General features: G+C 42.4%; 10 protein-coding genes. 2 read left to right on the top strand and 8 right to left on the bottom strand.

The window, feature by feature from the left end:
• From B4G81_RS08515 to B4G81_RS08490, 6 genes are all read right to left on the bottom strand, one after another.
• Window positions 1-371, bottom strand: a 371-nt coding sequence (locus tag B4G81_RS08515) for a transaldolase family protein (protein ID WP_294081563.1), incomplete at its 3' end; no start/stop codon positions are given.
• A gap of 171 nt (window positions 372-542) precedes the next feature.
• A complete protein-coding gene (locus B4G81_RS08510; RefSeq protein WP_294081562.1) occupies window positions 543-1,040 on the bottom strand; it encodes a hypothetical protein in 498 nt (165 codons plus the stop codon).
• A gap of 31 nt (window positions 1,041-1,071) precedes the next feature.
• On the bottom strand, window positions 1,072-3,282 hold the full coding sequence (locus B4G81_RS08505; RefSeq protein ID WP_294081561.1) for a peptidase domain-containing ABC transporter: 2,211 nt from the start codon (window positions 3,280-3,282) through the stop codon (window positions 1,072-1,074).
• A 490-nt stretch (window positions 3,283-3,772) separates the two neighbouring features.
• Complete coding sequence (locus B4G81_RS08500; RefSeq protein WP_294081560.1) at window positions 3,773-4,141, bottom strand: hypothetical protein; 369 nt, start codon at window positions 4,139-4,141, stop codon at window positions 3,773-3,775.
• Between the two features lie 83 nt (window positions 4,142-4,224).
• A complete protein-coding gene (locus B4G81_RS08495) occupies window positions 4,225-5,910 on the bottom strand; it encodes a hypothetical protein (RefSeq protein WP_294081559.1) in 1,686 nt (561 codons plus the stop codon).
• A 63-nt stretch (window positions 5,911-5,973) separates the two neighbouring features.
• Window positions 5,974-6,132 carry a ComC/BlpC family leader-containing pheromone/bacteriocin gene (locus B4G81_RS08490; RefSeq protein ID WP_294081558.1) on the bottom strand — a complete coding sequence of 53 codons (159 nt, stop codon included), beginning with the start codon at window positions 6,130-6,132 and terminating at the stop codon, window positions 5,974-5,976.
• Window positions 6,133-6,373: 241 nt separating this feature from the next.
• On the opposite strand from B4G81_RS08490, the gene B4G81_RS08485 reads away from it, so the two are divergent.
• Both B4G81_RS08485 and B4G81_RS08480 read left to right on the top strand, forming a co-directional pair.
• Window positions 6,374-7,720 carry a sensor histidine kinase gene (locus B4G81_RS08485; RefSeq protein ID WP_294081557.1) on the top strand — a complete coding sequence of 449 codons (1,347 nt, stop codon included), beginning with the start codon at window positions 6,374-6,376 and terminating at the stop codon, window positions 7,718-7,720.
• Window positions 7,721-7,735: 15 nt separating this feature from the next.
• Window positions 7,736-8,449, top strand: a complete 714-nt coding sequence (locus tag B4G81_RS08480; RefSeq protein ID WP_294081556.1) for a response regulator transcription factor — start codon at window positions 7,736-7,738, stop codon at window positions 8,447-8,449.
• Here the strand turns inward: B4G81_RS08480 and B4G81_RS08475 are convergent.
• Window positions 8,426-10,363 (bottom strand): RecQ family ATP-dependent DNA helicase, encoded by a 1,938-nt coding sequence (locus B4G81_RS08475; protein WP_294081555.1) that lies wholly within the window; start codon window positions 10,361-10,363, stop codon window positions 8,426-8,428. The genes B4G81_RS08480 and B4G81_RS08475 overlap by 24 nt on opposite strands.
• Window positions 10,364-10,384: 21 nt before the next feature.
• Window positions 10,385-12,065 (bottom strand): single-stranded-DNA-specific exonuclease RecJ (gene recJ, locus B4G81_RS08470; RefSeq protein ID WP_294081554.1); only part of this gene is annotated, 1,681 nt, incomplete at its 5' end.

The following is a 12,065-nucleotide window of genomic DNA, read 5'->3' as shown; positions in this document are numbered from 1 at the left end:
TTTGCGGCTATCAGTGCCTGTTGTTGCGTAAACACTGCCGTCGCTGTCACCTTCAGTCCGGCATCCTTCACCATGCGTATCGCCCTGAACCCTTCTTTCGTTACCGGTATTTTCACATACAGGTTATCTCCAATACCGAAATAATCGCGATAACGCCTGGCTTCCCGCAAGATATCATCCGCATTTTTACTGATTGTCTGTATATGGAACATCTTATCATCGATACAATCCTGTATCTCGGGAATAATTTGAGATAAAGGTTTATTCTCATGCGCCAGAATGGTTGGATTTGTTGTCACCCCCTCTATCGGGAAATGCGTCAAGAGATCTTTGATCTCGTCAATATTTGCCGTATCTGCTAAGTATATCATATTTCATATTATTATTAGTGCTTCACGTTGCTTGCTTATAAAACATTTCACCAACAAATATCGCAAAAACCGGGGGAAATCACAAATTGTGATCTCCAATTCTATTCACATGGGCTTACACCGCCCACCCTACGCTTTCACAGAATTATGCAGCTATGCTCAGCACCATTCTCAATTAGAAGATAGCCCCATACAAATAAATATATGTTTCAGCACACTCATTTCCTCCAGGTTGATCTTTGCCGGAATCGTGATGGGTTTTTCCAATAAGATGTTACGAAATGCGTCCTTTTCCGGGATAAGTGCTGACAGGTGCCACGCACCATCGGGTGAAAGATGCACCGTATCCGAAATTACTCCAATAGCAAGACGCTCAGGAAGGGTGAAATCTGACGCTGAATGAATTGAAACATCTCTGAACTCAGTTCTCTTCACCATTGCGCTTTGCGGAATAAAACCCGTAAAGTCCAACCTACCGGAAGAATCCTGCCTTACCTCCACTTTCATCTCAATAGCCGACCGGTAAGGGATAAAAGCTGACATGCCGACCACCATCAGTATAGACAGCCCAATGATGGTTATACCATAACGTAGCAATACAGGGGGCACCTGCCCTATGATATTCCTGACCTTCTCACTTCGAAGTTCTATCTGTTTATTCTCTTCCATATCAGTATAAAATAGGATTACATTTTGCGAATCAATTCCCCAGTTCCAACTGGTTTTTTACCAGTGCATAATAAGTACCCCTTTTAGCCGTCAACTCCTCGTGTGTTCCCGTTTCAACAATCTTCCCTCCATCCAGCACCACGATCTGGTCGGCATTCCTTACCGTGCTCAAGCGATGGGCCACCACAACGACTGTTTTCCCGTTATAGAACTCCGAGAGGTTCTCTACGATCGTCTTCTCATTGTTGGCATCCAAGGCATTGGTCGCTTCATCCAAGAAGATGAACTGCGGGTTCTTGTAGACCGCCCGGGCAATCAGTATGCGTTGACGCTGCCCCTGGCTGACTCCTTGCCCGTCCTGCCCTATTTTGGTATTGTATCCCAATGGCAGTCGCTCTATGTCATCCGCTATATTCGCTACCCGTGCAGCGTATCGTAGCCGCTCCGTATCAATCTCGTCATCCGACACCGCTATATTCCGTGCAATGGTATCGGAGAAGAGATAACCCTCCTGCATCACCGCGCCGCATTGGGCACGCCACCAGGTGAGGTTACACTGCTCCAAGTCTGTCTGTCCCACCGCTATTTTGCCTTCGCCGGGGGCATAGTAGCCAAGGAGGAGTTTCACAATGGTTGTTTTCCCGCTGCCGCTCGCCCCTACGATGGCGGTCACCTTTCCTTCCGGTATCACCAAGTCGATATTGTCCAGGATCCACTCGGGGCGTGCGCCGTCATACTTGAAACAGAGATTTTCCATGTGAAGCGACCGGTCTTCAGGCAATTCGTCCACCATCCGGTTTTCATTCTCCTCATTCTTCTGCGTATGGATTTCGTTCATCCTGTCTAAGCTGATGCTCACGTCCTGCCACTGGTAAATGAAATTCATCATCTGCTCCACGGGGCTGTTCAATTGACCGATGATATACTGGATGGCAAGCATCATCCCCAGGGTGAGGTTTCCGCTAATCACGGCAGTAGCAGCCACTACCGTGATCAATATGTTCTTCAACTCGTTGATGGCGATGCTTCCCGCTTCCTGGTTTTGCTGCAATGACAGGGACTGCATGTTTACATCAAACAGGTCGGCCTGCACGTCCTCCCATTCCCAACGTTTGCGCTGTTCACAACCTTGCAGCTTGATCTCCTGCATCCCCGTGATAAGTTGGTACACCACATTACGGTTGGCCCCCTGCTGCTCGAACATCTTATAGTCCAGCACCCGTCTTTTTTTGAGGAATACCGTGATCCATAGTCCATAAATAATACTCCCCACAAGGAAAATAAGAAATATGGCCAGGTTGTAATACAATAAAACGACCCCGAACACGACAAAACTGAAAAGCGAGAACAAGAGGTTTAGCGTTTGGGCCGTGAGAAAATTCTCGATACGCCGATGGTCTTCGATCCGTTGCATCAGATCCCCGGTCAGCTTCGTGTCGAAAAATTTCATCGGCAGCTTCATCAGTTTGATGAAAAAGTCGGAGATCAGCGAGATATTAATGCGCGTACTAATGTGCAGCAATATTTTGCGGCGGATAAAGTCAATGGCCGTGCGGCTGAACAGCAACATTAGTTGTGCGATAAGCACTAACCACACAAAACCGATATCTTTCCCGTTTATACCCGTGTCCACCATTGCCTGTGTCAGGAATGGGAATATCAATTGTAGTAAACTTCCGATAAACAGCCCCAGAATCAATTGGGTGAAAAAGCGTTTGTATTTCAGCAGGTATTTCCAGAGAAATTTAAGGCGGTTTTGAGAAGATAGTGAACTATCGCCACCCTGTTCGTAGAATAAACTTGTTGGTTCTAACAATAGTGCAACCCCTTTCTCTTCCCCGTTTGATCGAGTACTGACCCAGTTGCGACAAAACTCTTCGCGGCTAAAAACCATACGCCCTTTTCCGGGATCGGCTACATAAATACGGGTTTTGTCACTCTTCCTCTTTTGTTCAACCTTGTATACTATCACGAAATGATCCTGCTTCCAATGCACGATGCAGGGAAAGGGAGCTTTTTCTACCAACTTATCAAAGGCTATACGCCCCCCTACAGTTTTGAAACCTATTTTTTCAGCCGCACGGCTGATGCCTAAAAGCGATACGCCATCACGACCGATACAAGAATTTGTCCGTAGGCTATCGATGCTGTAATCCTTGCCATAGTATTTGGCAATCATGCCAAGGCAGGCGGGGCCACAATCCATCGCGTCAGGCTGATGAATGAGAGGAAAGGAATACATAACTATCAACAATCTTTTAACAACAACACTACTCTTTAATTAATCACACATCCAAATAAGATCAATACCTTTCTGTATCAAAGGGTTATTTTATCCGGCTTTCTGATTTGTTAAACTACTAAAATCCGCAAACAGATGTATATTCCATTTCCGATGATAAAATAAAGGAGATTGTTGTGTAAGGTAGTCTATTTTATTGTTTAAAAGCGGGTTTGGGTACCTATAATCATATCCCAACACCGTTCCCTACGCTAAAAGCGTAGGACAAGGAAGTGCTCCGAATTATCTATTATTTCTAAACTGCTTGTCTGTATAAAAACCATATATGACCTCTTCATCTGACAGGGTTATATTATTACTGTTATCGGTAACCTTGACACTCAAAACTGTAGTTGCGAATGAAAGAGTTCCCCTTCGTCCTCCCAGCATGCTGCACGGTACATCAAACCAGGGGGGAGAGACCGTTTAACCTCTCTCCTGTTGAATTTTATCATCTGAGAAAATACTCATATGTCCCATCATAAATAAACCCCTTTTTAAAGGAATATTTAATTGTTTCAGGATGGTCCGTATCTTTAAAATGGAAAAGAAGAATTTGTTCTCCTGCTCTATCAAGTGAATATTCGACAGAAAAGTACCAATATATCACGGAGCCACTCACTCTATCTATTCTGACCTTTTGCATGTAACCATCACTGAAAATCAAACCGTTGATATAATCATCTTCAGTATGAACTTTTGCAACCCACACTGTATTATCTAAGTCGTGGTTAAAATCATTATCTTCATCTGAACAGGAAATAATATTTGCCATCAAGATGAATAAAACCACAGAATAAAAATGAATTATCTTTCTCATACTTATAAATAATAGTCCTGTTCGAGGAGAATCTCCCCGAACAAGAAAGAAAAATTATCTAATGCTTATCCACTATACACTACTTAATAAAGTTTTTGGTCAACAGGAATGATACACATATCAAAACAGCCATATCTTTCCGTATCAAGATAGACTTTGTTGTCCTTAACCGATAATATAGGACTATTCCCAAAAAAGCTGAAACTATTATTACCTAGGAATTTATCATTATCCGTAACTTCTATAGTTACTTTGGAGGTTTTATTATCTGTATACTGATCTTCCCAAGTTTTTGTCAGATTTATATTAGACTCCCCTTTTGCTCCAGTTGTAATCGGAAATGAAATCTTAAATCCTGAGGAAGAAGATCCTGTATCCTTTTTCATATAAGTATTGGATACTGTCTCTTCACGCCTAACTGTAGTTGTTGATCCAGCAGTCGACACAAAGATAGTTCTTTTATATGATTCTGTCATCGGATTCCACGCTGAAAAACGTGCATCAACATTTCCTTTCAATTTATGAGGATAAATCCACTTTGAACCCAACTCCCCTGATATAACCCACCATTTATATTGACGTCGATGAAATGCTGTCTTATGTTTGAATTCTCCTCTTAATGTCGCAGAAAACAACTCTTGTGGAGAAATGATAAAAGTTATCAACTGAGAATAATCCCCCGTTGCCACATTTATTTTAAAGACATAATTACCTTCACTCCATAATTGTTTAATAATTTGGTCAAATGTGGGGCGATTTTTGTTTCCTTTATAACTATACTGATAATTAGGTTTTAAGTACGGAGACTGGAAACTAGATTCTTCATGTTTACTGATATATGAATAAAAACTCGGATCAATTTTCATACGATAAATCACATCTCTTACATTATAATTTAAGGATAAGTTTCCAGAATTGATATCCTCAATTTTGTTGAGACTATAATATATCATCGGCCGAAGGACTCCATTTCCAGCCCCAATTTTGTTGAAAACATTCAGAGTTGACGATGGAAATTCATTTTTCTTTACGTAATTATTTTCAGGATTCAAAAGTTCAGACAATACTTCCGGTTCAACGGTTTTTTCTACTTTTCTGCCTCTTGTGGATATTTCCGATATGTTTTGAGGATTATAAGCTTCGTCAGCAAAATCATATTCTATTGTAGCACCTGCGGACCGAGTTATTGTTTTCTTTATTATTCTTCTTGGACTTTCATTTACTACAAATGTATGAAACATTGGTAGCATGTTACTTGTCTCTTCGGTTAATGAATCAACAACAATACCGTTCCAATACAATTTCCCTGCGTTAAAAATAGGAGTGTCACTATCATCAATATCAAAATTATCAATGGAGAGGCTTTCGTCGAGTAAAGTAAGGTCAGGAATAAAAATATTCAACAAGGGAGCCGCACTTTCTATATCAGTCAATTGTTCCTTGTATCCGGTATAGCTTTCCAACACTTCAATAAATGTCTTGTTGCCCGTTACGATCTCATTCTTACTTAGAGGATAAAATATATTATGGTCATTATCCTTTCTTTGAAGAGCCTGATTTTTAAGAAAACCTCTCAAAGCAGGTTCAGCATAAGAAGCTTTAGATAAGATTTCGGAAAAAGTTTTTTCAGCTTCTTGTTGGGTTAAAACTATTTTTCCGGCATCGGAAAGCTTACCAGTATTTAGCTCTGGTGTCAACTCTTCATTTGAACAGGAATAGACCTGTATCAACATTAGTGATAGAAACAATAATTTAATCAGATTTCTCATACTTTTTAATTTTAGATTTCCTTTCTACGTTAGCAATTTAATTTCACCATAATATCATAAAAATCATAAGGGCTCTAATCCATTTTTAGTTACTCGATAAGGTATTCCTCCAATATAAACAATTCTACCCTCGTCTTTCGAGCCTGAATTACCTCCCTTGATGGATTGCATCGCTGCTTGATCTAAAATTTCAAAATTGTTAGTTTTTTGAATTGATTTCATATTATCCTCCTTTTTATTATTGATTTTTTACGTTACAAACGTACTATCCCTTTGTTTGTATGTTGATAATCATTCAATAATCTTTACATAATCCAAAAATAATCTTTCCCTAATCATCCCCTCATATAACTATGTAACACCACATTATCATCTTTGTAAGCAGAGTGAAATTACACGGAAAATGCAGGTCTTCTCCTATTTTTTTACTATTTTTGCCACAGGAAGTGCAAAAATAATCAACATGAAATGGAATTTTAGGACGATATTGATTGCCTCGGCTTTAGCTTTAAGTGTGTTGCTTTTATCCCAAGGCATATGGATCCGTAATTCCATGTCCCAAAGAAAGGAAAATAGGACTAACGATTTTCAGAGTTGCTTTAACAATTCCATAACCAATGTCATCAACGAATTATTAGGAAAGGATGATAATTCACCTTTCAAAATTGAACAGTTAGACCATGACGTAACAATAGGTGAAAGTACCTCTCAAATACACATGGACAAACCGTCCGCCTCAGAAAGTGCATCAAGATTACTTGAAAACGCGTTGATTCTCCTACTTATAGAGGAAGGGAACTTCAGCCTTTCCCCTCTTGACTCCCTGATAAACAACTGCATTACAACGGGTATTGGAGAAATTCTATCCGCAGATTTAACTCTTCAAGATTCCGAGAATCTACCAATAGATAGCATCACTTATACGGCAGGGCATACCGGTTTCCGTTCATCGAAACTTTACGTCGCGGAAAGGGTATTGACATCCCTTGACAGAACATACACCATACGCGCTGAATACCGTATTGCGCAACCGGCCAATTTGAGAAATATGGGCATTGCGACCTTAGTATCTCTTTTGGCATCCATCGCGGTCATTTCTATATTATCCTATTTACTCTATGTCATCCGGCAGCGGCATAACCAGATACAAAATATGGAACGTTCGTTCCACGGAGCCATCCATGACCTGAAAGCCCCATTGGCGTATGTCTATTTTTTGCTCTCCTCGTTAGAGGAAGAGGAAATGGAGATGGAAAAAAGGGAATCCTTGTCATTGACCGCAGAAAAAGTATCGTCCTTGACCGGAAAGATCAACCGGTTCCTCCAATCGAAAAAAGAGATCAAACAAATACTGAAGAAGGGCAAAAAGAGATTTTTCCTTTACGACATGACTAAACAGATAGAGGTTGAAATAACCATAATGTTTCCCCACAAGGAGATTCTTTTCCACAACGAATTCGATGCCGAATTATCCATTGCAGGCTCTCCCGATCATCTGGAAGCAGTCCTCCGAATTTTGCTCGAAAATGCGGTGAAATACAACAACAAGCAACCGGAGGTTGCCATCCGATCCTGGAGAGACGAGGAAAATATCGTCATTGAGATAGAAGACAACGGAAATGGAATCCCGCACAATGTCGTAAGAAAACTTTTCAAACCTTACTATACAACCGACAATGAGCATGGAACCGGTATAGGACTATATTATGCGAAAAGTATTATAAAGGCACATGGAGGGAATATCTCTGTGAACAGTGTCGTGGGAAAGGGTTCGACCTTCACCATAACACTGCCGAATACAAACCGATGAAACAATCACATAGATATGAATGAGCAAAAAACAAAAGTCCTTCTCGTCGATGATGACACACTGCTTGGAAATGAGATTGTGCGTGAATTAAACAAAAAAGGGTGTGACGTTACTTATTTGAATACTGTATACGGAGTTTCGGAAGCTATTCTAAAAATAAATCCCGACGTGCTTGTTTTCGACGTGGAGATAGGGGAAGAGAACGGCATCGAGTTGGCGCATAATTTATATGACGGCAACCCCTCTTTGCCCATCGTCTTTATCTCTTCGCACCATGAGGAGCAATTAAAAGAAAAAGGATTACTTCTCGCCGGCGCAGTGGCTTATCTGGATAAACCTTTCTCCGCAAAGCTATTAATGGCCCACATCGACCGTTTTACCCGTGAACGGAAAAGCAATACGAGCAATACCGGCAATCAACCCAAGAAAGTGGGAAATATTTTATTTGATTTACAAAACAGGGCGATCATTACCGAAAAAGGGAAAATAAAAGAATTACGCCCTATGGAGTTCAATATTCTTGAAAAATTAGCATCCTATTTCGGAGAAACCGTGTCACGTGAGGATATTTTTGAAGCGGCATGGAAAGGGCAATCGGACTACTACAACGACCAGAGCCTCAACAATTATATCCGCCGGTTGAGAACCCTTCTGGAAGAAGATACAAATCTGGAAATAGCGTCAATGAGAGGAATGGGATACCAGTTAAGGGAGGTCCTTCACCAATGAGACCACATCATCTTCAAGCGCAAACTCTCCGGCATCAATCAAGAAGCGGAGTACCGGAAGAACTCTCTCCTTGTTTTCTTCCGCATTCTCCTCTTTATCCGACACAGCATCCACCAGTTCGTTGAGCCGCAGCGACTCTCGTTGTGCCAAACAGTTTTTCAGCTTATTGCTGATCCGGCGGAACAGCCAGTTGGGTAGGCCGGTCGCGTTTTTCTTCAAACAAACATCACAATGGCCGCAATCAGTCGCAGCGTATTCCCCGAAATAAATCAGCAGCATCCTGCTTCGGCACACATCAGTCCTTTCTGCATAATCCACCATGGAGAAAATTCGTTTTTCAAAACGTTTCTTTCGCTCTTCATACACTTCGCGGGGAATGGCTACAAACTTCGTCTCTTCCCGAGAGGTAGAAAACACAACAAAAGGTGTTTTCTTCTGCGGTACATAACGGATATATTTTGCCCGGGACAGGGCGATCAACATCTCACACACCTCGGAACGACTCTTCCCGGTCTTCACTGCGAGCAGCGATTCGTCGATATAAACGTCGTCCGAAAAAACACCGGTATAATTACGCAGGATGGCATGCACAAGCGAGTCCATCTCTTTTTCCAGATGGAGCGAGTAGATCTCGTCGCGATAGACCAGAAACTGTACCCGTGACCGCATGTCAATCTCTTCGGTATATTCAATATAACCGGCCAGTTCCAATATCTTCAAGGCATGATGGGTTTGGAGAAAGGGGAGTTTATAGGGATGGCAAAATTCCTGAAGACTAAAATCATGGACGGAATTATATCCTGCTCCCACGGCTATCTGGAAATAATTTCCCAGCGCCTCATAGACCCTCAGTATAAAATCACGGGTAGGAAACGAATCGGCAATCCGTTTTTTTAACTTGGCGCTATCGGCTTTCGTATAGAGGATAATGGCATAAGAGCGTTGGCCGTCACGACCTGCCCGGCCTGCTTCCTGAAAATATTCTTCCAATGAATTGGGCAGATCGAGATGCACAACCACCCGCACATCAGGCTTATCAATACCCATACCAAAAGCGTTGGTGGCCACCATCACCCGACAGTCGTTTACCTTCCAAGCATTTTGCCTGAACACTTTATTCTCATGGGAAAGGCCTGCATGAAAGAAATCGGCCGAAATACCTGCTTTGCGGAGTGATTGTGCCACCTCGGCCGTCCCTTGCCGGCTCCTGACGTACACAATAGCCGATCCGGGCACAGATTGAAGGATATGCAGCAACGCTGTCGTTTTATCTTCTACCGTCCGCACCACATACGACAGGTTCGGACGCTCAAAACTTATCCGGAACACATTTTTTTCCCTGAAGAGCAACTTCTCCTGGATATCCTCCACCACCTCTTTGGTAGCCGTGGCAGTGAGGGCAAGCAATGGAACTCCCTCCAGCAATTTTCGGATTTCAGCAATTTTCAGATAGGAAGGTCGAAAATCATACCCCCATTGCGAAATACAATGCGACTCATCTACCACCAACAGGCAGACATCCATCGCTTTCAGCTTGGTAATAAAGATTTCAGAAGAGAGCCGTTCGGGAGAGACATACAAAAATTTATAATCACCAAAGATACAATTTTCAAACGTGGTAATAATATCGTCACGTGACATACCCGAATAGACGGCTGCCGCTTTAATACCTCGCTCGCGGAGATTATCCACCTGGTCTTTCATCAATGCAATCAGCGGTGTTACTACCAGGCAGATCCCTTTCATGGCCATTGCAGGTACTTGGAAAGTCAGCGATTTCCCCCCCCCGGTAGGCATCAGTCCAAGAGTGTCCCGTCCTTCCCATATAGATTGGATAATATCTTCCTGTAGGGGACGAAAAGTAGAATAACCCCAATTTTCACGTAGTATATTATGAAATAAATCCGGTTGCATACATAAATGCTTTCCGCTTGTCTACTCCTTTATATCCCTTATGATAAGCTGAGTAAAAGAACTGGCTCCATGCCTGTTCTCTTCAATAGTATAACAGATATCCACCGGCAGTCCGGCTTTAATCCGTTGATAAAAATCATGCTGGCTAAAGGCAATCCCGGGAAATGGGCTATCGATCGTTTTATCTGTGATTTCCAATTTAATATGCCGGTTCTCCTTCCCTACCAGTTTGCTTCCTCCCGCATCATACACTTCCCTTGTGAGGAATATGGGATTCTCATTCTCCGGCCCGAAAGGATTGAACAGTTCCAATCCGGAAATAAGAGCAGGACTGATCTGCGAAAAAGATATCTCCGCATCGACCGTAATCTGCGGTAACATCATCCGCGCCTCAATGCCATCAAAAGAAAGTGTGTTGAACCGTTGTGTGAATGCCTCCAGGTTTTCTTCCCTTAATGTCAATCCGGCGGCATAGGTGTGTCCTCCAAAATTTTCCAGAATATCACGACACGATTCAATTGCTTTATAGACATCAAAACCGGGAACGGACCGGGCTGATCCGGATATCATGCCTCCCGATTTGGTCAATACAACTGCCGGGCGATAATATCGTTCCGTCAGCCTTGAGGCCACAATTCCTACTATCCCTTTATGCCAGGTCTCATTGTAAATAACAATACTCTTTTGAGCAACAATATCGATGTTATCGCCAATATAAGTAATCGCTTCATCGGTGATTTTCTTATCCAGTTCGCGGCGGTCTTCGTTGTACTTATCGATATTCTTGCTCTTCTCCCTGGCGGAAGTCATGTCATTTTCGATCATCAGATCCACCGCTTCTTTACCATTCATCATCCGACCCGATGCATTAATCCGCGGCCCTATCTTAAAGACGATATCATTGACGGTAATCTGCCTGCGCTGCAATCCGCAGATCTCGATGATTCCTCGCAATCCAAAGCTGGGATTGGAGTTGAGTTGCTTCAGACCATGATACATCATGATGCGGTTTTCACCCGTAAGGGGAACAATATCGGAGGCAATACTCACTGCCACCAGATCAAGCAACGGTTCTATCTCAGAAAAAGCATAGCCGTTACGTTGCGAGAAAGCCTGTACCAATTTAAAACCTACCCCGCAACCCGACAGATCGCTATAAGGGTAGGTTGAATCAAGCCGCTTTGCATCGACAACAGCGACGGCATCCGGAAGGCGGTCATCCGGCATATGATGATCGCAAATAATAAAATCAATACCTTTTTCTTTGGCATAGGCAACCTTACTTACTGCCTTAATGCCACAATCCAGAGAGATAATGAGTTTTACGCCTGTCTCCACGGCATAATCGATTCCCTGAAACGAAATGCCATACCCTTCATCGTACCGGTCAGGAATATAATAATCAATATTACTTGTAATTCCCCGAAAGAACTTATACACCAACGAAACAGCGGTAGTACCATCCACATCATAATCCCCGTAAATGAGTATCCGCTCTTTATTACCAAGCGCCCGTTCAATCCGTCGGATTGCCACATCCATATCGGGTAGGAGAAAAGGGTCATGCAAATCCTTTAATCTGGGATATAAAAATGCAATGGCTTCTTCCTTTGTCTCTATACCTCTTTTGATAAGCAAATCAACAAGAACGGGATGTAAATTCAATTCTTTCTCTAGTTCATTTTTTTTATTTTTTTGGTCG

This window comes from Proteiniphilum sp. UBA5384, from assembly GCF_002410825.1.
Classification (GTDB): domain Bacteria; phylum Bacteroidota; class Bacteroidia; order Bacteroidales; family Dysgonomonadaceae; genus Proteiniphilum.
This window is presented reverse-complemented; position numbering and strand designations above follow the sequence as displayed.

Coding starts and splice junctions, on each gene's coding strand:
- B4G81_RS08510 (WP_294081562.1), bottom strand. CDS start 1,040: ATGGAAGAGAATAAACAGATAGAACTTCGAAGTGAGAAGGTCAGGAAT.
- B4G81_RS08505 (WP_294081561.1), bottom strand. CDS start 3,282: ATGTATTCCTTTCCTCTCATTCATCAGCCTGACGCGATGGATTGTGGC.
- B4G81_RS08500 (WP_294081560.1), bottom strand. CDS start 4,141: ATGAGAAAGATAATTCATTTTTATTCTGTGGTTTTATTCATCTTGATG.
- B4G81_RS08495 (WP_294081559.1), bottom strand. CDS start 5,910: ATGAGAAATCTGATTAAATTATTGTTTCTATCACTAATGTTGATACAG.
- B4G81_RS08490 (WP_294081558.1), bottom strand. CDS start 6,132: ATGAAATCAATTCAAAAAACTAACAATTTTGAAATTTTAGATCAAGCA.
- B4G81_RS08485 (WP_294081557.1), top strand. CDS start 6,374: ATGAAATGGAATTTTAGGACGATATTGATTGCCTCGGCTTTAGCTTTA.
- B4G81_RS08480 (WP_294081556.1), top strand. CDS start 7,736: ATGAATGAGCAAAAAACAAAAGTCCTTCTCGTCGATGATGACACACTG.
- B4G81_RS08475 (WP_294081555.1), bottom strand. CDS start 10,363: ATGCAACCGGATTTATTTCATAATATACTACGTGAAAATTGGGGTTAT.